The organism is Streptomyces sp. NPDC001889, from assembly GCF_053594535.1.
This window is the reverse complement of record NZ_JBSFER010000014.1, coordinates 60165-86546: the sequence shown is the minus strand read 5'-3', so window position 1 is coordinate 86546 and position 26382 is coordinate 60165. Positions and strand designations below refer to the sequence as shown.

Annotated in this window: 24 protein-coding genes; 9 read left to right on the top strand and 15 right to left on the bottom strand. The window is 72.1% G+C overall.

Translation table 11 applies throughout. The features are described from left to right. Window positions 1–60: 60 nt before the first annotated feature. Both ACWCRA_RS17755 and ACWCRA_RS17750 read right to left on the bottom strand, forming a co-directional pair. Entirely contained in the window at window positions 61–1761 is a 1701-nt protein-coding gene (locus ACWCRA_RS17755) for an HtaA domain-containing protein (RefSeq protein WP_451068011.1), read from the bottom strand. A 23-nt stretch (window positions 1762–1784) separates the two neighbouring features. Then, window positions 1785–3260: an HtaA domain-containing protein gene (locus ACWCRA_RS17750; RefSeq protein ID WP_451068010.1), complete on the bottom strand. Its 1476-nt coding sequence runs from the start codon at window positions 3258–3260 to the stop codon at window positions 1785–1787. A gap of 236 nt (window positions 3261–3496) precedes the next feature. On the opposite strand from ACWCRA_RS17750, the gene ACWCRA_RS17745 reads away from it, so the two are divergent. The 4 genes from ACWCRA_RS17745 to ACWCRA_RS17730 all read left to right on the top strand — a co-directional run bounded on the left by ACWCRA_RS17745 (window position 3497) and on the right by ACWCRA_RS17730 (window position 7964). Then, complete coding sequence (locus ACWCRA_RS17745; protein WP_451068062.1) at window positions 3497–4534, top strand: heme/hemin ABC transporter substrate-binding protein; 1038 nt, start codon at window positions 3497–3499, stop codon at window positions 4532–4534. Beyond that, window positions 4531–5712, top strand: a complete 1182-nt coding sequence (locus ACWCRA_RS17740; RefSeq protein ID WP_451068009.1) for a FecCD family ABC transporter permease — start codon at window positions 4531–4533, stop codon at window positions 5710–5712. The genes ACWCRA_RS17745 and ACWCRA_RS17740 overlap by 4 nt, the downstream gene beginning before the upstream one ends. Beyond that, complete coding sequence (locus ACWCRA_RS17735; RefSeq protein WP_451068008.1) at window positions 5709–6542, top strand: heme ABC transporter ATP-binding protein; 834 nt, start codon at window positions 5709–5711, stop codon at window positions 6540–6542. The genes ACWCRA_RS17740 and ACWCRA_RS17735 overlap by 4 nt, the downstream gene beginning before the upstream one ends. A 405-nt stretch (window positions 6543–6947) precedes the next feature. Then, window positions 6948–7964, top strand: a complete 1017-nt coding sequence (locus tag ACWCRA_RS17730) for a hypothetical protein (RefSeq protein ID WP_451068007.1) — start codon at window positions 6948–6950, stop codon at window positions 7962–7964. A 139-nt stretch (window positions 7965–8103) separates the two neighbouring features. Here ACWCRA_RS17730 and ACWCRA_RS17725 read toward each other — a convergent pair whose 3' ends face one another. Both ACWCRA_RS17725 and ACWCRA_RS17720 read right to left on the bottom strand, forming a co-directional pair. Continuing rightward, a complete protein-coding gene (locus tag ACWCRA_RS17725; protein WP_351544254.1) occupies window positions 8104–8928 on the bottom strand; it encodes a bifunctional DNA primase/polymerase in 825 nt (274 codons plus the stop codon). 127 nt (window positions 8929–9055) lie between these two features. Beyond that, entirely contained in the window at window positions 9056–9739 is a 684-nt protein-coding gene (locus tag ACWCRA_RS17720; RefSeq protein ID WP_451068006.1) for a TetR/AcrR family transcriptional regulator, read from the bottom strand. A 157-nt stretch (window positions 9740–9896) separates the two neighbouring features. Between ACWCRA_RS17720 and ddaH the strand changes: the two genes are divergently transcribed. Then, window positions 9897–10721, top strand: coding sequence for a dimethylargininase (gene ddaH / locus ACWCRA_RS17715; protein ID WP_351544260.1), 825 nt, complete (start codon window positions 9897–9899; stop codon window positions 10719–10721). A 55-nt stretch (window positions 10722–10776) separates the two neighbouring features. Here ddaH and ACWCRA_RS17710 read toward each other — a convergent pair whose 3' ends face one another. From ACWCRA_RS17710 to ACWCRA_RS17700, 3 genes are all read right to left on the bottom strand, one after another. Continuing rightward, on the bottom strand, window positions 10777–11829 hold the full coding sequence (locus ACWCRA_RS17710; protein ID WP_451068005.1) for a small ribosomal subunit Rsm22 family protein: 1053 nt from the start codon (window positions 11827–11829) through the stop codon (window positions 10777–10779). 42 nt (window positions 11830–11871) lie between these two features. Beyond that, window positions 11872–13152, bottom strand: a complete 1281-nt coding sequence (locus ACWCRA_RS17705) for a Bcr/CflA family multidrug efflux MFS transporter (RefSeq protein WP_351544266.1) — start codon at window positions 13150–13152, stop codon at window positions 11872–11874. A gap of 656 nt (window positions 13153–13808) precedes the next feature. After that, window positions 13809–15476: an alkaline phosphatase D family protein gene (locus ACWCRA_RS17700; protein WP_451068004.1), complete on the bottom strand. Its 1668-nt coding sequence runs from the start codon at window positions 15474–15476 to the stop codon at window positions 13809–13811. 423 nt (window positions 15477–15899) lie between these two features. Here ACWCRA_RS17700 and ACWCRA_RS17695 point away from each other — a divergent pair, with 423 nt between their 5' ends. Beyond that, on the top strand, window positions 15900–16226 hold the full coding sequence (locus ACWCRA_RS17695) for a MazG-like family protein (RefSeq protein WP_351544271.1): 327 nt from the start codon (window positions 15900–15902) through the stop codon (window positions 16224–16226). Between the two features lie 16 nt (window positions 16227–16242). On the opposite strand, the gene ACWCRA_RS17690 is transcribed toward ACWCRA_RS17695, so the two are convergent. Further along, window positions 16243–16848, bottom strand: a complete 606-nt coding sequence (locus ACWCRA_RS17690) for a CGNR zinc finger domain-containing protein (RefSeq protein ID WP_451068003.1) — start codon at window positions 16846–16848, stop codon at window positions 16243–16245. 98 nt (window positions 16849–16946) lie between these two features. Next, a complete protein-coding gene (locus tag ACWCRA_RS17685) occupies window positions 16947–17591 on the bottom strand; it encodes a TetR/AcrR family transcriptional regulator (RefSeq protein WP_351544275.1) in 645 nt (214 codons plus the stop codon). Between the two features lie 184 nt (window positions 17592–17775). Here ACWCRA_RS17685 and ACWCRA_RS17680 point away from each other — a divergent pair, with 184 nt between their 5' ends. Then, window positions 17776–18381, top strand: coding sequence for a CatB-related O-acetyltransferase (locus tag ACWCRA_RS17680; RefSeq protein WP_351544441.1), 606 nt, complete (start codon window positions 17776–17778; stop codon window positions 18379–18381). Between the two features lie 277 nt (window positions 18382–18658). Here ACWCRA_RS17680 and ACWCRA_RS17675 read toward each other — a convergent pair whose 3' ends face one another. From ACWCRA_RS17675 to ACWCRA_RS17655, 5 genes are all read right to left on the bottom strand, one after another. After that, the gene (locus ACWCRA_RS17675; RefSeq protein WP_451068002.1) at window positions 18659–19585 is read right to left on the bottom strand and encodes a GlxA family transcriptional regulator; all 927 of its coding nucleotides are present in this window, start codon (window positions 19583–19585) and stop codon (window positions 18659–18661) included. A gap of 10 nt (window positions 19586–19595) precedes the next feature. After that, on the bottom strand, window positions 19596–20195 hold the full coding sequence (locus tag ACWCRA_RS17670; protein WP_351544279.1) for an isochorismatase family protein: 600 nt from the start codon (window positions 20193–20195) through the stop codon (window positions 19596–19598). Window positions 20196–20327: 132 nt separating this feature from the next. Then, window positions 20328–21236, bottom strand: coding sequence for a S1 family peptidase (locus ACWCRA_RS17665; RefSeq protein WP_351544281.1), 909 nt, complete (start codon window positions 21234–21236; stop codon window positions 20328–20330). 798 nt (window positions 21237–22034) lie between these two features. After that, window positions 22035–22382, bottom strand: a complete 348-nt coding sequence (locus ACWCRA_RS17660; protein ID WP_451068001.1) for a DUF397 domain-containing protein — start codon at window positions 22380–22382, stop codon at window positions 22035–22037. A 4-nt stretch (window positions 22383–22386) separates the two neighbouring features. After that, window positions 22387–23271 carry a helix-turn-helix domain-containing protein gene (locus tag ACWCRA_RS17655; RefSeq protein WP_451068000.1) on the bottom strand — a complete coding sequence of 295 codons (885 nt, stop codon included), beginning with the start codon at window positions 23269–23271 and terminating at the stop codon, window positions 22387–22389. Between the two features lie 283 nt (window positions 23272–23554). Between ACWCRA_RS17655 and ACWCRA_RS17650 the strand changes: the two genes are divergently transcribed. Together ACWCRA_RS17650 and ACWCRA_RS17645 are read left to right on the top strand one after the other, a co-directional pair. Beyond that, window positions 23555–24043, top strand: a complete 489-nt coding sequence (locus ACWCRA_RS17650) for an ATP-binding protein (protein WP_451067999.1) — start codon at window positions 23555–23557, stop codon at window positions 24041–24043. 63 nt (window positions 24044–24106) lie between these two features. After that, the gene (locus ACWCRA_RS17645) at window positions 24107–24643 is read left to right on the top strand and encodes an NUDIX hydrolase (protein WP_351544291.1); all 537 of its coding nucleotides are present in this window, start codon (window positions 24107–24109) and stop codon (window positions 24641–24643) included. Between the two features lie 220 nt (window positions 24644–24863). Here ACWCRA_RS17645 and ACWCRA_RS17640 read toward each other — a convergent pair whose 3' ends face one another. Further along, entirely contained in the window at window positions 24864–26249 is a 1386-nt protein-coding gene (locus ACWCRA_RS17640; protein ID WP_351544294.1) for an APC family permease, read from the bottom strand. Window positions 26250–26382 lie beyond the last annotated feature (133 nt).

Below are 26382 nucleotides of genomic sequence, written 5' to 3'. Positions count from 1 at the left end.
GCGCGAAGTGCGCTGATCGCGGCCCTGTTGTCACCCTGAGGCGGTGCCGTGCGGGCGGTGTCAGGAGGCGGTGGTCCCGGTGCCCCGGCGGCGGACGGCGAAGACCACGCCCGCTCCGGCCGCGACGATGCCCGCCGACGCGGCGATCAGCGCGGTGGCGGGGAGGTCGGCGCCGGTGGAGGCGAGCGCACCGCTGGTGGAGCCGCCCGTCGAGCCGCCGGTCGCACCGCCCGTGGTGCCACCGGTCGTACCGCCGCCGGTCGAGCCGCCGACGGAGCCCGAGCCGCCCGTGGTCCCGCTGCCGGTCGTGCCACTGCCCGTGCCACTGCCCGTGGAGCCGCCGGTGGTGCCACCGGTGGAGCCGCCGCCCGTCGAGCCGCCGTCGGAACCGCCGGAGGTGTCGGGGACCTCGGTGTCCTTGTCGAGCGAGACCGCGAGCGTGATCGGGTCGAGCGGCTCGTTCACCTCGTACAGGTCCTCGAAGCCCTTCCTGGCGCCCTCGGCGGTGAGCTTGCCCGGGACGGCGGTGAGCTTCACGATGTTGTTCTCGGCCTTGAGGCCGCCGGCCGGGATGGTCAGCGCGCCCAGTTCGACGTCCTTGTGGACGGAGACCTTGCCCGTGTCGCGGGACTTGGTCCTCACATCCACGACGATCGAGCCCTTGGTGCCGCTCGCCCTGACCTCGATGCCGCTCATCGTCAGGTCGAGGCCGTAGGCGCCGTCCTTGAGGTGGCCCAGGAAACGGACGCTGCCGTCGAAGGAGGCCGCGAGGGTCTTCGTGCCGGCGTCGAAGGTTCCCGTGCCCTTGGTGAAGCGGTAGAGGTCGCCCGACTTCACCGCGCCGTCCGCGAGTTCGGCCTTGCCGTGGGCGATCGGGCCGGAGACGTACTTGCGCCAGCGCTCCATCAGGCCCCAGTCGAGATTGCCGTCGGCGATCACACCGTTGCGCGCGGCCGGGCCGCCGGAGGAGCCGGTGCCGCCGGACGGCTTCGCCTCCGGCCTGAACCCGGGGTTCTTCGTGTGCGAGGGCGCGGGGGAGGCGGAGGTGGTGGCCTCCGGCTCGGTCTCCGGCTCGGTCTCCGGGTCCGGTGCGGGGGAGGTGGAGGTGGACGGGGAGGGCCGGGTGCCGCCGCCCGCCGTCTTCACCGAGAGGGAGACCGTGTCCAGCACCTCGCCCTCCGGGTAGTTGAGGAACGCCTCGGCGCCCTCGGCGGTCAGGGTCGCCGGGATGGACCCGAAGAGCATCTCGCCCTTCCCGCCCGAGCCCTTCGTCGCCTTGGTCATGTCGAGGTCGGCGATCGGCACGTCCTGGGTGGTCTTTCCGTCCAGGGTGATGTCGCCCTGGATCGTCCCCGCCTCCCGGTCGCTGATCATCCGCACATCGGAGAGCTTGAGGGAGAAGTGGCGGGCGGAGAAGAGCACACTGCCCCGGAAGGCCACCTTGTTGACATGGGTGCCCAGGTCGTACGTGCCGGTGCCGTCCGTGAAGCCGAAGGGGCCGTTGCCCGCGGCCTGCTCGGCGCCGTCGGCGACCGTGATGTTCTCCGCCTTCACATACTCGCGGAAGGACTTCTTGAAGCCCCAGTCCAGCCGGCCCGCCTCCAGCTGGTACACGGTGGAGCCGGACGGAGCGGACGCCGCCGGGGCGGCGGGCTTCGAGGTGTCGGCCGCGACCGCCGGGAGGGCGAGGGCACTGGCTCCCAGCGCCGCGGCGGTGGCCGCGGCGGCGGCGAGGACGAGGGGACGGCGGGTGGCTGGCATGGTGCGTTGCTCCTTGGGGGGAATCAGTTCTGCGGCGTCGTGCGGCGACGGCGCACAACGGCCAGGGCGATGGCGGCGGCGACGAGCAGCCCGGCGCCCACGGCGATGTACACCCAGGTGAGGGAGGAGGAGTCGGAGGAGTCGGCGGCGGGGGCCGCGTCGTCGGCGGACTTCCCGGCGGACTTCTGGGCCGTCTTCTGCTCGCTCTGCTCCGCCGCCGGGCTCGGCTCGCTGCCGAGGTCGGGCAGCGCGGGCAGTTCGGCCTTCTTGTCGACGGCCACGGCGAGCGAGACCGGGTCCATGGCGGTGCCCGCCTTGTACATCGAGCCGAACGCCTTGGCGCCGCCCTCGGTGAGCGTGGCCGGGGCCTCGGTGAGGGAGGCGAGCCCGTCCTTCACGGCGAAGTCCTTCGCGGCGAAGGTGACCAGCTCCACGTCCTTCTGCGTCCTGCCCTCGCTCGCCACATCGGCGCTGAGGGTGCCCCTGCCGTCCTTCACCTCGGTGGTGACCTCGGAGAGGGTGAGGTCGAGGTGCTCGCCGGTGAAGCGGACGGCTCCGGCGAAGGAGGCGTTCAGGGACTGCTTCCCCGCGTCGTAGGTGCCCTTGCCCCGCGGGAAGCGGAAGAGGGCCCCGCCGTCCTGGGCGCCTTCGGTCAGGGTCCACTTGCCCTGGGCGATGGAGCCGGTGACGTACTCGCGGAAGGTGCGGCGCACGCCCCAGTCGACGGCCCCGTCCCGCACCGGGCCCGAGCGCTGCCCGGACGCGGCGGCCCCCTTCTCCGTCCTCTCCGTCTTCTCCGCCTTCTCGGCGGGCTCGCCCGCCTCGGTCCCCTTCTCGTCGGCCGGCGGCGCGGCGGGGGTCTCCCGCCGCTGGTCGGCGGCGACGTCGACGCTGAGGCTGATCGGGTCCAGCGGGGTGCCCGCGGTGTAGAAGCCGGCGAAGGCGTCGGCGCCCTGCGAGGTCAGCGTGGTGGGGATGTTGTTGAGCCGGACCGGCCCCGTGCCGCCCTTCATGTTGATGCCGGAGAGGTTGAGCGCGGCGAAGGGGACCTGGGTGGAGGTGGTGACCTCGCCGGTGCCCCGGGCCTTGCTCACCATGTCGACATGGAGCGTGCCCTTCCCGCCGGAGACGCGGACCGTGGGGCGGCTGACCTTGAGGTCCATCTCCCGGCTGCCGTCGGGCTTCTCGTGTCCGGTGAAGTGGACACCGCCGCTGAAGCGGGCCTCGAACGCTCCGGTCGCGGGGTCGTAGCCGCCCTGGGCCGAGTGGAAGCGGAAGAGGCTGTCCCCGACGGTGGCCGCGCCGCCGGTCAGGGTGAAGTTGCCCTTGGCTATGGGGCCGGTGACGTACTTCTGGAAGGAGGACTTCAGCCCCCAGTCGAGTCTGCCGCCCTGCACCGAGCGTTCCGCCGCGTGGGCGGTGCCCGTCGGGAGCAGGGTTCCGAGCAGGGCCGCGAGGATGGCGGCGGCCGGCACACGGGCCCGTCTGTACGGCAGCATGAGGTCCCTCCGGGGGGTACGGCATCTAGCAGAGCGAGGTAAGGCTAACCTAAGCTATGTCCAGCCTGTGCCGGTAGCCCCATGCATTCCGGTTTTGGCCATTCGGGTCCGGTTCCGGCGCAGTCGGCGAACCCGGGACAACCAGGGGGAATCGCCCCCAGCGCCACGCCGACAACGGCGTGGAACGGAACGACAGGACGGTGCTCTCGGTGCTCTCGCAGGCCTCGGTGCCCTTGGTGCCCTCGGTGCGCAGATTTCGGCTGGTGGGTGCGGCGCTGACCGCGTTCACCGTCGCCCTGGTGGCGACGGGCTGTGGCGGTGGTTCCGCTTCGCCCGCCGGGGACGGATCGGGGAAGGCGAAGCCGGCCGCTTCCGCGACCGCCGACCGGGTCGAGCCGCTGGGCGGCACACCCACCCCCGAACTGCCCGTCACCGTGGACTCGGCGGACGGGCGGAAGGTGACCGTCGCCTCCACCGAGCGGATCGTTCCGCTCACCGGATCGCTGAGTGAGATCGTCTTCACCCTGGGGCTGGGCGAGCGGGTGGTGGCCCGCGATGTCACCGCCACCTTCGAACAGGCCGAGAAGCTGCCGGTGGTGACCCGGGGCCACGATGTCTCCGCCGAGAGCGTGCTCTCGCTGAAGCCCACCGTCGTCCTCGCCGAGACCGTCTCCGGTCCCGCTGAATCCATTCAGCAGATCCGCGACGCGGGCATTCCGCTGGTGGTGGTGGAGACCGCGAAGGGCCTCGACGACGTGGGGACCCGGATCGACGCGGTGGCCGGGATGCTGGGTGTGCCGGCCGCGGGCGAGGAGTTGAGGGAGCGTACGCGGGACCGGATCGCAGCGGTCCAGAAGAACATCCCGGAGCCGGCCGAGGGCAAGAAGCCCCGGGTGGCGTTCCTGTATCTGCGGGGCACGGCCTCGGTGTACCTGCTCGGCGGCGCGAACTCCGGCGCCGCGTCGCTGCTGGAGGCGGCGGGCGCGGTGGACGCGGGCAAGGAGTCCGGACTGACCAAGGACTTCACCGCGATCACCAGCGAGGCGCTCGCCAAGGCCGCGCCCGACGCGATCCTCGTGATGTCCAAGGGGCTGGACTCGGTGGGCGGCGTGGACGGCCTGGTGAAGATCCCGGGCGTGGCGCAGACCCCGGCGGGCATGGACCGCCGCGTGGTGTCGGTGCCGGACGGGGTGCTGCTCAACTACGGGCCCCGCACGGACGAGGTGCTCCAGTCCCTGGTGGACCAGTTGTACGCGGGCGGTAAGGGACGATGACGACAGAAGCCGCGTCCCGTACGCCGGAGCCGGCGGGGACGCCCTCGGCCGGGGAGCCCGCCGGAAGACCTCCCGTACCGCTCGCCGGGGAAGCACCGGCCGGCGCCGGGGAATCCCCCGGGAAGCCGGTGCCGGTGGTGCCCGCCGGGCGGCGCACCACCGCGTATCTCCTCACCGCCGGGATGCTCGGCGCGCTCTTCCTCATCACGCTCGTCTCCGCCGGATACGGCGCCTACGACATCCCCGTCGGCGATGTCATCGCCTCCGCCCAGCACCGTCTGGGCCTCGGCGGACAGACCCTGGACCGGGTCGGCGAGAGCGTGCTGTGGAACGTGCGGCTGCCCCGGGTGGTGCTCGCGCTGCTCGTCGGGGCGTCGCTGGGGTGCGCCGGGGCGCTGATGCAGGGGGTCTTCGGCAATCCGCTCGCCGAGCCCGGCATCATCGGCATCTCCTCCGGTGCCGCCGTGGGCGCGGTGGCCTCCATCGCGCTCGGGCTGAGCTTCTTCGGCAACTGGACCATCACCGCCTGCGCCTTCGTCGCGGGGCTCGTGACGGTGCTGCTGGTGTACGCGCTCTCGCGCTCCGGCGGGCGGACCGAGGTCGTCACGCTCATCCTCACCGGTATCGCCGTCAACGCCTTCGCGGGCGCGCTGATCGGTCTCTTCATCTTCTTCGCGGACAACGCGCAGATCACCCAGATCACCTTCTGGCAGCTGGGCTCGCTCTCCCAGGCGACCTGGCCCAAGGTGCTCGCGGTGCTGCCGTGCACCGTCCTCGGACTGCTCATCGCGCCCTTCTACGCGCGGAAGCTGGATCTGCTGGCCCTCGGTGAGCGGCCCGCCCGCCATCTCGGCGTCGATGTGGAACGGCTCCGTATCGTGCTCATCCTGGTCGTGGCGCTGCTCACCGCCGCCGCGGTCGCCGTCGCCGGCATCATCACCTTCGTGGGGCTGCTCGTACCGCATCTGCTGCGGATGGCGAACGGGCCGGGGCACCGGTTCCTGGTGCCCGGCTCCGCGCTCGGCGGGGCGCTGGTGCTGGCGCTCGGGGATCTCGCGGCGCGGACGATCGCCGAGCCCGCCGAGCTTCCGCTCGGGGTGCTCACCGCACTCTTCGGCAGCCCGTTCTTCTTCTGGCTGCTGCGCAGGACCCGTCGCAGGCAAGGTGGTTGGGCGTGAGGGCTCTCTTCGGTATCCGCAGGCGCGAGTTGCCCGGGCGTCCCGCGCCCGGGGAGGTGCTCGCCGAGGCGAGCGGGCTGCATGTCCGGCTCGGGGGGCGTGAGGTGCTCGCCGGGATCGAGATCGCGGCGCGCGCGGGTGAGGTGCTGGCGCTCGTCGGGCCCAATGGCGCGGGGAAGTCGACGCTGTTCGGGGCGCTCGCCGCCGATCTGGCCGCCGACCGGGGCTCGGTACGGATCGCCGGGCGGCCCGCCGGGGAGTGGACCGCCGGGGAGCTGGCGCTGCGGAGGGCGGTGCTGCCGCAGGCCGCGGCGCTCTCCTTCCCCTTCCCGGTGGAGGAGGTCGTCCGGATGGGGCGGGCGCCGTGGGCGGGGACGGAGCTGGACGAGGAGGACGACGCGGCGGTCGCGGAGGCGATGGCGGCGACGGAGACCGGGGAGTTCGCGGGGCGCCCGTTCGCCGCGCTCTCCGGGGGCGAGCGGGCCCGGGTGGCGCTGGCCCGGGTGCTGGCCCAGCGGGCCTCGCTGCTGCTGCTGGACGAGCCGACGGCGGCGCTGGACCTGCGCCACCAGGAGCTGGTGCTGCGGATCTGCCGGGAGCGGGCGGGGGCGGGGGACGCGGTGGTGGTGGTCCTGCACGACCTGGGGCTGGCGGCGGCGTACGCGGATCGGGTGGCGGTGCTGCACGAGGGGCGGGTCGCGGTGGAGGGGGGGCCGGCGGAGGTTTTCGAGGAGGGCTTGCTGAGCCGTGTCTACCGCCAGCCGGTGGAGGTGTTCCCCCACCCGCGCTCGGGCACCCCGGTGGTCCTCCCCCACCGCGCCACCCCCTAGGTCGTCTCTTTCGGATCGTGCCGGGCTCGCGAGCCCTGACCCGTCCGACCCGTGAGGACGGCCCCCTGTGCCACAGGCCCCCGCATCCCGCGGGCTACGGTCGGGGGCCCACCCCCGAACCCCCGCTCCTCAAACGCCGGAGAGGCTGGGTTCGCTCGGGCTTCCAACAGCCTGAGTGGGTGCACCCCAGCCGGTCCGGGGGCACCTCCCAGAGGCAGCTCTGGGGGAGTTTGAGGACGGACCCCGCGCCACAGGACCCCGCACAGTGCGGGCCCGGGTCGGAGGCCCCCGTGGCTCAGTCGGCCGGCCGGGCCGGGGGCGCCGGTGTGGACGGGCGAGCACTCGTCACCCCGCCCCACCCCGGTAGGCTTCGGGCGTTCACCGGGGGCGAGGAGAAGACGACGGATGAGAAGGCAGCCGAACCGCCGGAGCCGGGCGGCGACGGGTGGCCCGGTGGTCGCGGTGGCGCTCGCGCTCGCGCTGGCGGCGAGCGGGTGTGTGACGGTGCACGGCGAGCGGGCGATCGTCCCGGCGGCCACCCGCGCCGAGGCGGCCGAGGCGCTGAAGGAGTTCACCGCCGCGTACAACGCCGCCGACAAGGCGTACGACCCCGCCCTCAGCGCCCCCCGCGTCACCGGCGCGCTCGGCGCCATCAACCAGGCGGGCCTGCGGTCCCGGAGCGTCACCTTCCCCGACGGCAACAAGGACCATGTCCCCCTGGAGCTGACGGACGCGAAGTTCACCGTCCCGAAGAAGGCCGGCTGGCCCCGCTACTTCCTCGCCGACGCCGACTCCAACCGCGACGACGACGCCGGCCCCGCCGACAACCGCTGGGTGATCGTCTTCCTCCGCAACGGCCCGGACCAGCTCTGGCGGGCCGCCTATCTGACGATCCTCGCCCCGGCCGACATCCCCGCGCTGAAGACCGACAAGGACGGCTTCGGCGAACCGGTCGCCGTCGACACCACCGCGCTGTCCCACGCGCCGGGCGGACTCGGCGAGCAGTACGTCTCCTACCTCCGGACCGGCGAGCCGGCCGCCTTCGAGGACGGCCCGCACACCTCCGTCTGGCGCGAATCCCGCGCGAAGGCCGCCAAGCGGCCCGGCCGCTCCCGGCAGTATCTGGACGAACCGGTGGACCGGGGCGACTACGCCCCGCTGGCGCTGGCGACCGAGGACGGCGGGGCGCTCGTCTTCTTCACCGTGCGGAACTTCGAGCGCGAGACCACCGCGAAGGGGGTCCGGATCGAGATCGGCCCCGATGTGCGGGCGCTGCTGAACGGCGAGGTCACGAACTCGCTCACCAAGGAGATGGTCTCCGGCCAGGCGGTGCGCGTCCCGCCGGCGGGCGGCGGGGCGGCGGACGGCAGGGTCGAGGTGCTGGGCAGGCTGACGGGGATGACCTCGGCGAAGGGCTCCTAGGTCGTCTCTTTCGGATCGTGCCGGGCTCGCGAGCCCCGGCACCGCGCCTCGCCGATCCGGCCCGATCCGAAAGAAACTCCCCAGCGCCCCGGGAAACCCCGGACACCCCGGACACCCCGGGGCCCCCGGAGGCCCGGGATCAGCGCCGCCCGCCCATGGGCCACGCCACCCGGTGTCCCGACAGCCCCTTCTCGTACCGCTCGTACTCCGCGTACGCCTCGTCCGCCGCCAGCGCCTGCACCTCGCCCGCGTACCGCGCGCACGCGTCGGTCAGCGTCTCCAGCAGGGTCAGCGGGTCGGGCAGCGGATGCTCGGGGCCGCGCACCCACCGCACGTCGTGGTCGCCGGGCAGCCGCGCGGGCGGTACGAGGACATAGCTGCCCCGGCAGTGCCAGCGCAGCCCCGGGTGCTCGTCCATGGTCTCGGGGCGGCAGTCCAGCTCGCAGGGCCACCACTCGTCCTCGTCCTCCGGGGTGCCCCGGGTGGCGGTGAAGAAGAGCGCGCGCCCCTCCTCGCCCTCGCCGCCGGACTCGGCGACGGGCCCGACCTCGACGCCCTCGTCGAGGAGCCGCTCCAGGGCGGCGCGCCCGGCGTCCAGCGGGACGTCCAGCACATCGTGGATCATGCCGGTCGCGGTGATGAAGTTGGCGTCCGGCTCGCCCTCGGCCCAGCGCTGGATCTGCGCGCGGTCGGTGGTGGACTGGGTCTGCCAGGCGAAGGAGACGGGGTGCCGGCCGGGGGTGGGACAGCCGATCCGCTCACACGAGCAGCGGTACGCGACGGGGTAGGCGGCGGGTGCCAGTGGCATCCCGGCGGCGGCGACGGCAAGCAGCAGATTCTCGCGGCGGGAGCCGTCGGTCTCGGTGGTGTCCTTGGGGCGCCTGCGCAGCCACTGGGGCAGCCGGCTCTCCCAGGTGAGCCTGTTCTCCGTGCCGCTGGTGTTGCGGCCTTTGCCGTCGCCCATCTATCCCCTCACACCTCACACTCGCCCCAGGTGGTCTCTACCATCGTCCCACCATCCTGCGCTGTGGGTGTCCACAGTTTCCCACCGGGGGGTTCCCGGCGCGGGGGGCGGCCGGGGGCGGAAAGGGTCAGTCGTGGGGCGCGAGGCCGCCGAGGGCGTAGTCGACCAGGGTGTCCGCGTACGCGTGGGTGAGCGGAAGGGTCCGCAGCAGCCAGCGGTGCATCAGCGGTCCGACAAAGAGTTCGAGCGCGATCCGGAGATCGAGTCCGGGCCGCAGTCCGCCCGCCTCCTCGGCCGCGCGCAGCCGGTCGGCGTAGAGCCGGAGGGAGGGTTCGAGGAGCTTCTCCACGAACTGCGCCCCCAGCGCCGGATCGACCACTCCCTCGGCGGCGAGCGCCCGGGTGGGGCCGTCGTAGACCGGGTCGTTCATCTCGTCGACGGTGGCGCGCAGCACCGCCTTGAGGTCGGCGGCGAGATCACCGGTGTCGGGGATGGCGGTCTCGCCCCCGGCGGCCCGGTCGGCGAGGTCGAGATAGGCCTCCAGGAGCACGGCGGACTTGGAGGGCCACCAGCGGTAGATCGTCTGCTTGCCGACCCCGGCGCGGGAGGCGATTCCCTCGATGGTGGTACGGGCGTAGCCGGCCTCGGCGACCATGGCGAGGGCGGCGTCGTAGATGGCACGGCGGGAGCGCTCGCTGCGGCGGCCGGCGTCGGGCGCCTTCGCGCCCGGGGCCCTGCCGCTCCGGGCGCCGCCGCCGGGCGCTGCTGTGGTGCCGTGCGCCTGTGCGCCCCGCGCCTCGGAATCGTTCATGGGCCCAATCTAGCAATGCCGAATCCGAGACGTTTCGTCTTCTTTCGATTCCGGTGGTGTCCGCTCCGGAGCGCCTCCGGCGAATTGGCCTCACCATGGCTGGAACACGCACGCCGACCGCGTGCCGACCACCGCAGTCGTATGTGAGGAGCCCTCATTGCGCTCATCGCTCCATGACGCATCGCCGCGCCGCTATCTGATGTGCCCACCCGCGCACTTCATGGTGACGTACTCCATCAACCCGTGGATGGACCCGGCGAAACCCGTTGACCTGCCGCTGGCCATGACCCAGTGGGAGGATCTGCGGGACCGTTACCGCTCGCTCGGCCACACCGTCGAGCTGCTCGGCCCGCGCCCCGGCCTGCCGGACATGGTCTACGCCGCGAACGGCGCGACCGTCGTCGACGGCAGGGTCCTGCTCGCCCGGTTCGCCCACCGGGAGCGGGAGCCGGAGGCCGAGGCCCATCTGGACTGGTTCCGGGGGGCCGGGTTCACCGAGATCCGGGAACCGGTCCACATCAACGAGGGCGAGGGGGACTTCGCGGTCACCTCGTCGTACGTCCTGGCCGGGCGGGGATTCCGGTCGAGCCCGCTCTCCCACGGAGAGGCCCAGGAGTTCTTCGGCAGGCCGGTGATCGGCCTGGATCTGGTGGACCCGCGCTACTACCACCTCGACACCGCGCTCGCCGTGCTCGACGACGCGGCGGACGAGGTCATGTACTACCCCGGGGCCTTCTCGCCCGGCAGCCGCGAGGTGCTGGCGAGGCTCTTCCCGGACGCGCTGCTCGCACGGGAGCGGGACGCGGCGGCGCTCGGTCTGAACGCGGTGAGCGACGGGCTGCATGTGCTGCTGCCGCAGGCGGCGGTGGGCCTTTTCGAGCCACTGCGGGACCGGGGGTATGAACCGATCGGGATGGATCTGGGCGAGTTGCTCAAGGGCGGCGGCAGCGTGAAGTGCTGTACGCAGGAGCTGCGGCCGTGAGCTGAGACACCCGCCGGGCCCGGCGCGCCGGCTCCCGCCCTCCCTCCCCCCGGGCTCAGCCCCGGGGCGGAGCCGGGGGCGGGGGCCAGGGGTCGCCCCACTCGGCGTCGCGGGCGGCCTTGTAGAGAGGGCCCTGCCGCTTGGTGACGTTCTCGCGGCCCAGGGACCCGTCCGCCGCGCAGAGGTCCAGCTGGACCAGGCCCTTGCGGATCTGGGGGCGGCGGGTGACGCGGGCGGGCGCCGGGGCGGGCGGGAAGCGGGTGGCGGCGACATAGCTGAACTTCTCGTCCTCGTAGGGCAGCGATCCGCCCTTCACCTGCCGGTGGAGCGAGGAGCGGCTGACCCGGGCCGCGAAGTGGCACCAGTCGGAGCCGGGGACGATGGGGCAGTCCGCGCTGTGGGGGCAGGGGGCCGCGACGGTCATGCCCGCGGCGATCAGCCGCTCGCGGGCCTCGATCACACGGCGATAGCCGTCGGGGGTGCCGGGCTCGACGATCAGCACGGCGCCGAGGGCGGCCCGCGCGGCCTCGGTGACGACGGCGGCGCGGTCGCCCTCGGTCAGCTCCTTGAGGACGTACGACACGGTGACGAGATCGGTGCTCTCGATCCGGAGCGACGCACTGATACGAGAGCGCTCCCAGCGGGCGGTGGTGAGCCCCGGCACCCCGGAGGCCATGGCCAGCTCCCGGCCGAGGACGAGCGCGGGCTCGGCCCAGTCCAGGACGGTGGTCCGGGGCCCCGCGCCGTCGCCGCCGCCGTCACCGTCGCCCGTGGGTGTCTCGCCCTCCCATGCCTCCGCCACCGCCCAGCTCGCCGCGCCGGTGCCGCCGCCGATGTCGGTGTGGGTGGCCGGCACCCAGGCGGGGGCGGCGTCCCGGAGCGCGGCGAGCGCCGACCGTACGGCCTCGAAGGTCGCGGGCATCCGGTACGCGGCGTAGGCGGCGACATCGGAGCGGTCCCGCAGCACCGGGGCGTCGGTCGGGGTGGTCCCCCGGTAGCTGGAGATCAGCCGGTCGACGGCCCGGGCGGCCTGGGTCGGCGGCAGCCCGTCGAGCAGCCCGGCGAGGGCGGAGCGCAGGGCTTCCGCAGGGGGGAGGGTGGAAGGCACTGGGAGATTCTAGGCGCCGGGCACCCGGGCCCCGGGCCGGGCTCACATCAGCGGGGCCCCGGACCTGCGCTGCTGCTGCCAGGGGCGGCAGAGCCCCAGGAAGCACCCCACCGCCGCCAGCGCGCACACCAGCTGCACCACGGCCATCGGCACGGCCGTGTCCTCCCCCGCGATCCCGACCAGCGGCGAGGCGATCGCCCCGATCAGGAACGAGGAGGTCCCCAGCAGCGCGGAGGCGGAGCCCGCCGCGTGCGGGGTGCGGTTCAGGGCCAGCGCGTTGGTGTTGGGCATGCCCAGGCCCATGGCGGCCATCAGCACGAAGAGCCCGGCGGCGATGGGGAGGAGCCCGACCTCGCCGAAGACGCCGAGGGTCATCAGCAGCAGCGCGAGCGCGGCGAGGACGATCACCGCGAGGCCGGTGCCGAGCACCTTGTTGAGGCTGACCCGCCCCACCAGCAGCCGGCCGTTGACCTGGCCGACCAGGACGAGACCGATGGAGTTGACGCCGAAGAGCAGGCTGAAGGTCTGCGGCGACGCGCCGTAGATCTCCTGCACCACGAACGGGGAGGCGGCGATGTAGGCGAAGAGCGTGGCGAAGGCGAGCCCGCCGGTGAGCATGTACCCGGTGAAGACCCGGTCCGCGAGGAGCCCGCGCATGGTGCGCAGCGCCTGCCCGACCCCGCCGCCGTGCCGGCGCTCCGGGGGCAGGGTCTCGGGGAGCCACTTGACGACCACGACGGTGAGCAGCACCCCGACGGCGGCGAGGACGACGAAGATCCCGCGCCAGTCGGTGACCCGGAGGACCTGCGCGCCGATCACGGGCGCGATGACCGGCGCGACCCCGGAGACCAGCATCAGGGTGGAGAAGAAGCGCGCCATCGCGACGCCGTCGTAGAGATCGCGCACCACCGCGCGGGCGATGACGATGCCGGCGGCCCCGGCGAGGCCCTGGAGCAGCCGGAAGCCGATGAGGAGTTCGGCGGTGGGGGCGAAGGCGCAGATCGCGGTGGCGACCACGTACACGACCATCCCGATGAGGAGCGGTCTGCGCCGCCCCCACCGGTCGCTCATGGGTCCGACGACGAGCTGCCCGAGCGCCATTCCGGCGAGACAGGCGGTGAGGGTGAGCTGAACGGTGGCGGCGGGCGAGGAGAGGGATTCGGTGACGGCGGGGAGCGCCGGGAGGTACATGTCCATGGAGAGCGGCGGGAGGGCGGTGAGGCCGCCGAGGACGAGGGTGAAGAGGAGGCCGACGCGGCGGGGGGAGGTGAGGGGGGGTGGAGGGGTGCCTGGGGTGGGGGTGGGGGTGCCTGGGGTGGTCATTTCCAGGGCGGTGATGTGGGGGTGGGGTATGTGGCTTTCGCTGCTGTCTGGGCTGCTGCCCGGCTTCCGCATCACAACTCCGTATCGTCGAATCCCCCCCATGCTCTCAGCTCCCCCACCCACCCGGACCCGCAGAGTGCGGGGTCCTGCGGCACAGGGTCCGTCCTCAATCGCCGGACGGGCTGATCAAACCCGGCCCGTCCGGGGGGCACCTCCCAGGGGCAGCTCTGGGGAAGATTGAGGCTCACCACTCCAGCCCCGCCGGCGTTTGAGCCGCACCCTTCAGCCTCGCCGGAGACCTGAGCAAACCCAGCCCCGCCGGAGGCCTGAGCAACCCAAGCCTCGCCGGAGACCTGAGCAAACCCAGCCCCGCCGGCGTTTGAGCGCACCACTCCAGCCCCTCCGGCGTTTGAGGAGCGGGGGTTCGGGGGCTGGCCCCCGACCGTGGCCCGCAGGGTGCGGGGTCCTGTGGCACAGGGGCCGTCCTCAAACGCCGGACGGGCTGGGTTTGTGCGGGTCTCCTGTGGCACAGGGGCCGTCCTCAAACGCCGGGCGGGCTGATCAAACCCAGCCCCGCCGGCGATTGAGGCGCGGGGGCTCGGGGGCTGGCCCCCGACCGTGGCCGCGGCGGGCGGGCGAGTGTCGGATCGGCTGGGTCAGGTGGGGTGGAGGGTGGGGGTGCCGGAGAGGGTGGTCAAGGAGGCGGCCGTCGCGAGAGGCGCCCCGGGGGTGGTGACAGCGGCCACCGTCCGGAAGTCCGCACGCGCCCGCGTCTCGGTGAGCGTCACCACCACATACCCCCGCCGCCCATTGAAGAACCGCAGATGCGGATTGGCGCGCGTCACCGCCTCATACCCGGCCGGCCGGTCCGCCCCATCCCTCCCACTGCTGATCGAGGTCGTGACGATCTCCGTCCCGAGCGTGCGGGACCCCGGATCGTCCCAGTCCGCCTTGAGGTCGTACCCGCACGCCTCGTGCACATCCCCCGTCAGCACGAGCAGATTCTCCACCCCCGCCTCCCCGGCCCCCTCCAGCAGACGCCTCCGCGCAGCCGGATACCCGTCCCACGAGTCCATGTTCAGCCGGTGCCCCGCGCCCGGCGCGTCCCGCCGCCGCGCGAAGTTCATCTGCTGCGGCACCACATTCCAGCGGGCGTGCGAGTTCCGCCACCCCTCCAGCAGCCAGCTCTCCTGCTCCGCCCCGGTCATCGTCCGCGCGGGGTCGTCGATCCCCGGCCCGGGGAGCTGCCAGCCGTCCCCGGCGAGCTGGTCCGAGCGGTACTGCCGGGTGTCGAGGAGATCGAACTGCGCGAGCCGCCCGAAGTGCAGCCGCCGGTAGAGCCGCATACCGGGCCCCCGGGGCTTCTGCGGCATCCGCAGCGGCTGGTTCTCCCAGTACGCCCGGTAGGCGGCGGCCCGCCGCAGCAGGAACTCCTCGGTGGGAACGTCCGCGTTCTCCGACCGCCCGGCGGCGTAGTTGTTCTCGGTCTCGTGGTCGTCCCAGGTGAGGGCGAAGGGGTGGGCGGCGTGCGCGGCCTGGAGATCGGGGTCGGAGCGGTAGAGCCCGTACCGCAGCCGGTAGTCCTCCAGGGTGACGGTCTCGCGGTTGAAGTGCGCCGGCAGCGGTGGCCCGGTAAGGGCGCGGGCGCCGCCGGCGGCGTCGACGGGATGCTCGTAGAGGTAGTCCCCGAGGTGGAGGACGACATCCAGCTCCTCGTCGGCGAGATGCCGGTACGCGGTGTAGTGGCCGTGGTGGTACGCCTGGCAGGAGACGGCCGCGAGCCGCAGCTCCCCGATCGGGGCCGTGCGGGCGGGTGCGGTGCGGGTCCGCCCGGCGGGGCTGATCCAGTCACCGGCGCGGAAGCGGTAGTGGTAGACGCGGTCGTTCTCCAGCCCGTCGATCTCCAGGTGGACGCTGTGGTCGACCTCGGGGTGCGCGGTGGCGGTGCCGCTGCGGGCGATACGGGTGAAGCGGGGGTCGTGGGCCAGCTCCCAGCCGACGGTGAGCCTGCCCGCGGGGAGTCCGCCGCCGGGTTCCCAGGGCCGGGGGGCGAGCCGGGTCCACAGGAGGACGGAGTCGGGTTTGGGGTCCCCGGAGGCGACGCCGAGGGTGAAGGGGTTCTCCTTGACGGTGTTCTTCGCGTCGAGCCCGGCGGTGTGGGCGGCGCCGGTGCCGGGGAGGTCGGTGGTGAAGGCGAGCGCGGCGACCGCGCCGGTGAGGAATCGCCGGCGGGCGAGGGGCCGGGCGGCGGGCCCGTCGCCGTCGACCCGCTGGGCGATCCGGCGGGCGGCGGCGCGGAGCACGGACGGATGGGCCGGCCTCACGCTCCCCCCTCCCCCGGCGAACGCGCGGGCCCCGGGGCGGCCGGCGGTGGCGGGCCGCCGCGCGGAGGCGCGGGAGCGGGCGGAGGCGCGGGAGCGGGCGGAGCCGCCGTCGGACGGAAGGGTCCTCTGTGTGCCCGCTGATGTGACGTCACCGACCGATGTGAACATGCTTTTTGGCACAGTATGCACGGATTTCGACCGTGTCGACCTGTTGTTCAACAAGGCGGGTGCGTCCGGTGCGCGCGATATCCCCTTCGCGGACACCCGCGGGAGGAACGGTGGGCACGAGGAGGAGACCTGGGGGACACGGCACACCCCTTGTGGCGAATGTGCGGTTCGCGACCGTCATGGCGATGGCGATGCCGTATATCGGCCATGGATGAGGGGGGTCGGAGAGGCCGTGCGCATGGGACTCTGATGCGTATGGATCACAGCACCCTCGACCCGATCTGGGACACCGTCGACGACCTTCACACCTGGCTCAACGACCACACCACCCGCCCCCCGGAGGAGGAGTTGCTCCTCCGGGTGCTGAAACTCTCCGAGGAGGTGGGGGAGGTGGCCCGGGCGGTGATCGGGGCGACCGGCCAGAACCCCCGGAAGGGCGTCTCGCACGGCTGGGGCGATGTCGCGTCCGAGCTGTCCGATGTCATCATCACGGCCATGGTCGCCCTGCGCTCCCTGACCCCGGACGCGGCGGGTGTCTTCGCGGGCCGTCTCAGCACGGTGGCGGCGAGATCACCGGCCTGAGCCGGAGGCGGCGGGCTCAGCCGTTGGCCGTGGCGCGCTTGGCGGCGTAACGGCGGGCCTTGGTGCGGTTGCCGCAGACGCGCATGGAGCACCAGCGGCGGCTGCGGTTCTTGGAGACGTCCCAGAAGACCCAGGCGCAGGCGTGCTCGGCGCAGCGCTTGAGGCGGTCGGCGTCGCCGGTGATGAGGAGTTCGCTCCAGGCGATGGCGATGACGGCGAGCGCGTGCCGTACGGGAGTGAGGTGCGGCGCCGGTACGAGCACGGCGCCGCCGGGGCGTCCCCCGGCGAGCAGGGGGAGTTCGGCGAGGGCTCCGCCGGCGGCGGAGGCCGCTTCCGGATCGGGGGTGTCGCCCGCCCGCGCACCCAGTTCGGCGCGGATGCCGTCGCGGAGGGAGAGCCCGAGGCGGTGGTCCCCGGGGGTGACGGACACGCCCGGATCGAGCAGCCGGTGGTGGGCGAGCCAGGCGGCGAGCCGGTCGGGCCCGGAGCACCCGCCGGGTCCGGAGTGCCCGTCACGTCCGGCGAGATCGTCACGTCCGGCCAGATCGTCGGTGCCCCGATCCACGTCCACGGTGTTGACGAACGCCTCGACCAGCCGGGCCGAAGCCGGCGCCTCGATCACGGTCCACCTCCTGGGGAACCCGTCCCGGCCGGCCACCCAACCTTCCAACCGCTTGACCGGTCACCGGGCAACACAACACTGCACCCTACACGCAACGGTCAGACGGCCGGCGGGGCGAAGGCCCCGGCGGCTGCGGCGAGGGCGGCGGTTCCGGCCGCGCGGGCGGGCAGCCCCGGGTCGTGGGGCGTACGGAGGATCACCAACTGGTGGTAGAGCGGCGCGGTGGCGGTGATGAGCAGCCGCCGGGCGTCGGTGCGCGGCGGGAGTTCGCCGCGCCGGACGGCCCGGGCGACGATGACCTCGCAGCGGGCGTACCGGTCCTCCCAGAGCCGCCGCTGGGCGAGGGCGGCCTTCTCGGAGCGGAAGGAGGCGGCGATCAGCGCCGCCATGACCGATGGCCGCGCGGTCATGGCGGTCTGGATCTCCTGGTTCAGCGCCGTCAGATCACCCTCCAGCGACCCGGTGTCGGCCGGCTGCCAGTCGTCGTCGCCCGCCGCGTCGAGAACGTCGGCGAGCAGACCTCCGACGTCCCCCCAGCGCCGGTAGACGGTGGCGCGGTGCACCTCGGCGCGGGCGGCGACGGCGTCCACGGTGAGCCCGTCGTATCCGTGGTCGCCCAGCTCCGCGCGGACCGCTTCGAGGACCCGGGTACGGATACGGGCGCTGCGGCCCCCGGGGCGGCGCCTGGCCGGCGGCGGGGCGGGCTGAGGGGCTTCCGGTTCCGGGGCCTCGGGTGTCGTCACGGGATGTGCCTTTGCTGTGGGGGGCTGCGCCATGACAGCATGCCCGCATCTTAAAGCAACAGACGTCGCGATAGCAGCGGCGATCGGAACAGCCCGCCCACTCCCCCGAGCCCGCCCACTCCCCCGAGAAGGAAGCCCCCCCGTGACGCGACCCGTTCCCGCCGATCCGACCGTGGTGCACCCGATGCCCGGGCAGCCCCGGGTGGTGCTGCTGAAGCCGCTGATCACCTCGCCGCTGATCGAGGCGGGCGAGTTCTCCTACTACGACGACCCCGACGACCCGACCGCCTTCGAGACCCGGAACGTCCTCTACCACTACGGGCCGGAGAGGCTGGTCATCGGACGGTTCTGCGCCCTGGGGACAGGGGTGCGGTTCCTGATGAACGGCGCCAACCACCGTATGGACGGCCCCTCCACCTTCCCGTTCCCCATCATGGGCGGCTCCTGGTCCGAGCACTTCGACCTCATCACGGGCCTGCCCGGGCGGGGCGACACGGTGGTGGGCCACGACGTCTGGATCGGCCACGGGGCGATGGTGATGCCCGGTGTGCGCATCGGCCACGGAGCGGTCGTCGCCTCCGGCTCGGTCGTCGTCGACGACGTCCCCGACTACGGCGTCGTCGGCGGCAACCCCGCCCGCTTGATCCGCCGCCGCCACAGCGACGCCGATATCGCCCGGCTGCTGGATCTGGCCTGGTGGGACTGGCCGCTCCAGCACCTCACGGACCACATCCGCACGATCATGTCCGGCAGCGTCGACGAACTGGAGGCGGTGGCACCAACGCCCTGAGCGGGACTGACGATCAGCTGAGCGCTCGCCTCCGGAGGGCCGGCGCTCCCCGCGTCCGCGGGGGTGGCCCCTGCGGGAGGGTGAAGGCCATCGTCTCTCCGCGGAACGGCCCCGCGCACACCGGCTCGACGACGAGTCGTCCCCGCCCACGCGGGGGTGGTCCGTCCACGAACAGGCCCTCCGCGCCGTCGGGACCGTGGTCCCCGCGCACGCGGGGATGGTCCCCGGTACACGATCTGATCGTTCAGGAACGTGAGGAGTCCCCGCCCACGCGGAACTACCCCCACCCCGCCGGAGGCGCTCCCCTTCCCCGCAGCCTTCTCAGCATCCGCGCGTCCCCGAACCCCACCCCCCTCGCCGCCGCCTCCACCGTCGCCCCGTGCCCGATCAGGTGCTCCGCCCGCTCCAGACGCAGAGCCTGCTGGTAGCGCAGAGGCGTCAGCCCCGTCGCCCGCGCGAACACCCGCGTCAGCGTCCGCTCGCTCACCCCGGCCTCCGCCGCCAGCCCCGCCAGGGGCAGCGGCTCCGCGAAACGGGCATCGATCAGATCCTGGACGCGGTGGACCGTGTCGTCCACATGGGAGCGGTGGCGGAGCATCGCGCTCTCCTGGGGGGAGCCGCCGTTGCGGCGGGCGTACACCACCATCTCGCGTGCCGCCCGCGCCGCCACCGCCGGGCCGTGGCGGGACGCCACCAGGTGGAGCGCCAGATCGATCCCGCTGGCGATACCCGCCGAGGTGATCACCCGGTCGTCGGATGTGAACAGCACATCCCGCACCACCACCGCCCTGGGATACCGGCGCGCCAACTCCTCCTGGACGTCGTGGTGCGTCGTGCACCGGCGCCCCGTCAGCAGCCCCGCCCTCCCCAGCGCCTCCGCCCCCGCGCACACACTCGCCACCGTCCCGCCGCTCTCGTGGTGCTCCCGGAGCACCCGGAGAGCCGTGGCGCCGATCCCGGGGCCGTCCGACAGCCTCCGCCCGCGCCAGCCCGGCACCACGATCAGGTCCTCGGGGCCCAGCGGCGGCCAGTCCGTCCCCGCCGTCAGCGGCACCCCCTGCGCGCTCGGCACCCGCGCGGCCTCGGCCACGTACGACAGCGCGTACGGATACCCGAAGTCCGCCGCCGTCGAGAAGACCTGGGCCGGGCCGGCCAGGTCCAGCAGATGCACTCCCGGCACCAGGAAGAAGACAACACGGCTCACGATCCGGTCATCATGCCCGACGCTCCGCCGCCGCCTCCAGCCCGTCCACCGTCGCGATCGTCGCGAACCGGCCCGCCAGCGCGTACTCCGTGCGCCGCACGACCTCTTCCGCCGGGAGCGTACGAGGGTCCGCCAGCAGCTCCGCCACGCTCCGGCCGGCCGGCGCGTCCCGGTGCGGGATCGGGTTCGTCGCCGTCGCGTCGACCACGAACGTCACCTCGTACCCGAGATCGCTCCCCACCCGCGCCGTCGTCTCCACGCACTGCTCGGTACGGATGCCGCACACCACCAGCTCCCGCACCCCCGCCGCCGTCAGCACCTGCTGGAGATTGGTCGTGGTGAACGCGTTGTGCGAGGTCTTGTGGAGCAGCGGCTCCCCCTCCTCCCGCTCCAGCTCCTCCATCAGCCGGACATGGCCCAGGGCCGGGTCGAACACGTCACCGCTCCCCGGCTCGGAGTGCAGCACCCACACCACCAGGTCCCCGGCCCCCCGCGCGAGCCGCACCAGCCGGTTCACCTTGTCGGCGATCTTCAGGTCCGATGTGGTCTCCCACAGCGGACGGGCACGGAAGGACTCCTGGACATCGATCACGATCAGCGCTCGGTTCATGCCCCCACCCTCCCTCCGCGACACCGGGGGCCGACAGGCCCCATCGGGTCCGGCACCGGACCGATCCGGTCACGGAACGCACAAGGCGGTGGCCCCTGCCAGAAGGAGCAGGGGCCACCGCGCGGGGTGTGGCTAGAAGACGCTCAGGCCGTGGATGCCGAGCGGCCGGGTGACCGGCTCGTAGAAGGTCGTGCCGCCGACGGAGCAGTTGCCGCTGCCACCGGAGAGCAGACCGTGCGCCGTGTTCCCGCTGAAGAGCGGGCCGCCGCTGTCACCGGGCTGGGCGCAGGCGTTGGTCTGGATGGTGCCGTAGACGACCTGCCCGCCGCCGTAGTTCACGGTCGCGTTCAGCGCGGTCACGCGGCCCGTGCGGTAGCCGGTGGTGCTGCCGCTGCGCTCGATCGCCTGGCCGACGCTCGGGGTGTTGGCATTGATGATGTCCCGGTACGTACCGTTGTGGAGGTAGACCCGGCCGTCCGCGTTCGCGTTGTTCGCGTGGCGGATCACGCCGTAGTCGTACGTCGGGAACTGTCCGGCCGCCACGTTGCCCAGCGTCCCGCCACCGAACGTCCAGGTGGGCCGTCCGTTGGTGCAGTGGCCGGCGGTGAGGGCGTAGTACACGCCGCCACCGACCACGTTGAAGCCGAGGGAACAGCGGGCCCCGGCGCCGTAGATGGCCTCGCCGCCCGCGATCATGCGGGTGAACTTCCCGGCCGTGCGCTTGATCTGGAGCGTCCCGGCCTGGTCGCCCGCCGCCTGCCTGATCTTGGCTATCTCGGCGGCCGAGACCGTGCTGTCGGCCGTGACGACGACCTTGCCCGTGCCCTTGTCGGTGTACCAGGAGGTACCCCCGACATCCGCGCCGTGGACCGCGTCGCTCGCCTTGGCGAGCTGGGCCGTGGTGGCCTTTGCGCCAACACCCGTGTCCGCGATCGCCGTGGGTGCGGCGAGCGCGGACACCGTGACCAAGCTGGCCGCGACGGCGACCAGACGAGCGCGTCTGGCGATGGCTCCCTTGGGCGAGAACTTCTTGATGTTCACGAATCCTCCAGAATCCGGGGCCCGTTCGGTTCCGGGCCCACTCAATACAGAAGGCAGTCCCATGGACGGTGCGGACGGTCATGAGCCTGCCAAGCGGCGTGATATGGATCGTGGGGTCCAGGTGACTCCCCCACAAGCTCCGCTTTTGGTCGCACTACGCGCGTCCGGATCGGCGACTTGGCCAACTGGCGCGTTCGTGCTCTTGCGCGCACATTCCGGGTGGCGCCGATTCGAAGATCAGGGAAAGGGGGGCACGGGTGGGCCCGGAGGACTATTGCCGGATTCCGGCGCGCGGCGTCCGGCCCGATATTCGAACAGTCCTCGTGAAGATCCCGTGGAGTTCCCCGCCAGGGGCATATTCAGGGGTCCGGCTGCTCAGCGTGTACTTGACAGTCACCTACACCCCACCCGGCCACCGGTGGCACCATTCCGCATTCACACGGCGACCGAGGCGTACGCGCCATTCCGGTACGCCGAGGATTCAGCTTTCGCGCCCCCGCAGCCGGACTGCCTGGGGGGACGCCGTCCGGCGCGGAAAAAATCGGGCCATCACCGGGCCCAGTGGCCGGATGCTCCTGCGGAACACGTCCACCCGGCCCCCCGGACCTCGCTGGTATGAGCTGATTGTCCCTCTTCGATTACGGGGGGCTCGTGACTGGTTTACGCGTGGCGCGCCCACCGGGGCACGCTCCCCCGGGCTGATTATCTGACTGCATGTCAGCTTCAGGCCAACAAGGAAACGGGCCACCCGACCGTCCGGGAGGGACGGCCGGATGGCCCGTTCGCAGCGGCGGCGCGCTAGAGATCGCCCGCCTTGAGGGAGGTGAGGAAGCCTGTCCAGGCGGGTCCGGCGAAGACGAACGCCGGGCCGGCCTCGGCGAGCTTGGTGTCGCGGACCGCTATCGCGTCGGGCAGCCGCGCCGCCTCGACGCACTCGCCGCCCTCATCGTTGCTGTAGGTGGAAGTGAACCACCGCGCTCCGTCGAGCTGTGCCACCTCCACGCACTCGCCCCCTTGGTTGTTGCTGTAGCTGGAGGTGAACCAGAGAGCCCCATCCAGCTGCGCCACCTCCACGCACTCACCTCCCTGACCGTTGCTATAGCTCGATGTGAACCAACGGGCTTCATCCAGCAGCTCATTGCTCATCCGCCTAATGCTCCTTCATCACGTCTCGGATCATGCTCAGGGACTCCTGCGGCCCCAAAGCATCAGCTTGCAGGTCAGCAAAAGCCTCTTCGTAGCGGGCCACATCAGGACCGCTCCGGATGACCTGCGCATCACCGATGCGCTCCAGATAGATGATCGGCTTCATCGCCTCACCCTCCCGGAAGTGCAGGGCCGCGAAGGCGCCGTTCATACTCGCGTGTGCGCCCACCTTGAAGGGCATCACCTGGACTCGGACAGGGGGTAGCGAGGAGGCGATCTCGGCGATGTACTCCAACTGGGCTCGCATGACCGAACTGCCGCCGACCTGCCGGTGGAGCACCGCCTCATTGATGACCGCCGTGAAGCGCAAGGGCGTATCCGCCCGGCGCAGCACCTCCTGACGTGCGATGCGAACGGCCACGCGGCGCTCGACTTCCTCGGCATCAAGACCCTTGTACGGCTGCTGGTGGATGGCCCTGACATACGCCTCGTTCTGCAACAGTCCCGGGACGAACTCCGACTGGTACGTGTGCATCGCGCCAGCCGTCTCCTCCAACCCCAGGTACGCCCTGAACGTCGGGCTTATGGCCGGCCGGTACTCCGCCGTCTGCCACCAGTCCTTCTTCGTCTTCGTCACCGCCGCGTACGCCGTCAGCAGCGCCCGCTTCTCCCCGTCCGCGCCGTACATGTCGCAGAGCGCGATCACGTCCGACGGCTCGACCGTGGCGTTCTCCCCGGTCTCCAGCCGTGTCAGCTTCGACGGGCTCCAGATCAGCCGCCGCACCACCTGCGTGGACTTCAGGTCGGCTGCCAGCCGCAGTTGCCGTAACTCCGTTCCCAAGTGCAGACGGCACAGAGCGGGCGTGGCCGACTCGATGTCCGTGATCATCTGCTGTCCTTCCTGCGCGCGTTACCCAGTGTGGTGGCGATGGTTCCGCCCGTGCAAGAAACGTTCTGCGCCAGAGCGGGAGCTTCTGCTCCGGCGTGAAAGACCCGCGAAATAGCAGCACTTCACGCAGAAATTTGATTTCAGAAGGCCCCTGAATCGGTCACCAGCGTAGCCGTTCTCCTGCCACCCTGGGTTCAGATTCTTCCGGATCTCAGCGATCTGCCCGCACGGCGCTCCACTTTCCCGTGGAGTCCAACGAGGCAACCGGCAAAAGGATTTGGCGATGCCCTCAACTCCCCATCCCACCCGTCTCCCGGAGAGTTCGACATCCGTTCGAGCGCGCACCGGACTGGAGCCCACATCGACGCGTATTCAACGAATCGAGGTCTCGTTCCCCTCTCAGCTCACCTCGGTCCGCCGGATGCGGAATCTCACCGCTCTTCTTCTCCAGCGGAGCGAACTGATCGACCCGGACCTGGTCCACACCGTGCAGTTGCTGGTCAGCGAGATCGTCACCAACGCGATTACCCACGCGCACGCGCACTCCCACCCGCCCGGCACCGATCTGGGGTTCGCGCTGGAATGCGATCCGCTCAGCGGGGTGCGTATCGAAGTGGACGACCACGCCACCGGCGTACCGCAGGTCAGGCACCCGGGGCCGGACGAGGAAAACGGGCGCGGGATGCAGCTGGTGGAGGCGCTCGCGGAGGCGTGGGGGCGAAAGGGCTCTTGTACGTGGTGCGTCGTGCCGACACAAGGAGTGGTGGTCTGACGGGTTCTGGAATATCGAATCGTCGGACGATCCGGCCGGACGCACGACGGGAGCAGGTGACTCATGCCTGTCGCAGACAGCGACATCGTGAAAGCACTCACGGGTTATATGCATCAGCACCCCACGGAGACGGGGGCGCTCATGCCCCTGTACGAGGCGATGCGTGACCACTCGGCGCTCGGGGTCTGTCCCCATGACGCCCAGTGCCCCCTGGTGAAGGCGGCGGCGCTGGTCGTCGACGAGGAGGAGCGGGTGCTGGCGTTCAGCCACCGGACATGGTGGGCGGTGGCGGAGGGGGCGCCGCAGGACGGGGACCAGTCGCTGGGCGAGGCGGCGCTGCGGGTGCTGGGCGAGTACGCCGGGATCAGGGGCGTATGGGCGGTGCCGGGGGCGGAGGACCCGGTGGATGTGGATGTCATCTGGGCGGCGCCGGAGGAGGGGCGGCGGCTGCGGTTCGGGTTCCGGTATCTCTTCCGGGCGGACTCGCGGGCGCTCCCGAGGGGGCTGGTGGAGAGCGGGCAGGCGCGGTGGGTGCCGATGTCGGGGATCGCGCCCCGGCTGGCGGCGCGGCTCCGGTCGCGGCTCGTGATGCCGCTGTGAGTCCGAGGGCCGAGCAGATCGCGTACATCATCTCCGTACTCGCCCTGACGGGGGCGCTGGCCTGGGCGGTCCTCGGCAGCGGACGGTGAGACGGCGGGGCTGCGGGGCGGCGGGGCGGCGGGGTCGTGAAAAGGCGGGGCGGGTGGTGCCGGATTCCCCCGGCACCACCCGCCCCGCCCGCCGGGCCCTCGCGGAGCCCGTCACCCCGGAGCCCGGGGGCTCAGCTCTGGCGTACCGCCTCCTCCGGGCCCGGCGCCGGGTCGCCCGTCTCCTCCATGTGCAGCTCGGGCGGCTGCCGGGTGAAGAAGCGGGTGGTGATCGCGAGCAGGACCAGGCCGGCGGCCATCCACAGCAGGCCCACCACGAACGTCTCGCCGGTCAGGCTGGTCCACAGCCACACCGTGGTCGCGAAGCCGAGGCCCGGCAGCAGGCCGTTGACCAGCAGCGAGCGCGGGGTGACCGGGCCTCGGCCCCGGCCGAGCAGATAGTGCTTGATCACGCTCAGGTTCACCATCGAGAACGCCGCCAGCGCACCGAAGTTGATCATCACCACGGCCTGGTCGAGCGTGAGGACGGTGGAGAGCAGGGCCACCGCCGAGACCGTGACCAGCGCGGCCACCGGCGTACCGAACTTCGGGTGCAGCCGGCCGAAGACCCGGCGCGGCAGCAGACCGTCGCGGCCCATGGAGAAGATGATCCGGGAGACGCTGGCCTGCGAGACCATGGCGGAGCCGAAGCAGCCGAGGACGTACACGGCGGTGAACGCGCCGCTCAGCGCCGAGCCGCCGACGATCTCCATCAGCTCCGCGCCCGCCGAGTCGGGGTCGCTGAAGTTGTTGTCCGGACGGACCAGGGAGCCGACCCACGCCACCAGGATGAAGAGGCCGCCGCCGATCGCGGTGGTGAGGATGATGCCCAGCGGGATCGTCCGGCGCGGGTTGTGGGCCTCCTCCGCGAGCGTGGAGACCGCGTCGAAGCCGAGGAAGCTGAGCGCCAGGATCGCCGCGCCGCCCGCGAGCAGACCCCACTGGCCGGACTCCGGGATGAACGACTGGAACGCCTCGCCCGCCGACACCTGGGAGCGGACGCCGCCGAGCGTCACGAAGGCCACCAGCAGCAGCGCCGTCGCGCCCATGATGATCGCGGTGATCCGGCTGACGAACTTCACGCCCAGGACGTTGAAGACCAGCACCACCAGCAGGACCAGCACACTCCACACACCCTGTGGCACCCCGGGGAACTGGGCGTGGAGATAGATGCCCGCGAGGAGGAAGGAGACCATGGGGAGGAAGAGGTAGTCCAGCATCAGCGTCCAGCCGGTCAGAAAACCGATATGGCCGCCGAACACCTTCTGTGAATACTTGTACGCGGAACCGGCCGCGGGAAAGCTGCGGACCATGCGCCCGTAACTGTGTGCGGTCAGCAGCATCACGCCCAGGGCCAGCACATACGCGGCGGGCAGATGGCCGGCCGTCTCGTCATTGACGATGCCGTAGGTCGTGAACACCGCGACGGGCGACATATAGGTGAGGCCGAACAGCACGATCGCGGGCAGCCGCAGCACTCGGTTCAGCTGGGGTGCTCTCTCAGTGTTTGTACTGGACACCGGCTTGATTCCTCTCCGCGCCCGTCGGTTCAACGGGAGTTCAATCGATTCCCGAAGAGTGGCAAAACCCGGCGGTGACCGACATACGCATCTGTACGTACGGCGGGACGGCGGGCGGAGCCGGACGGGAGCC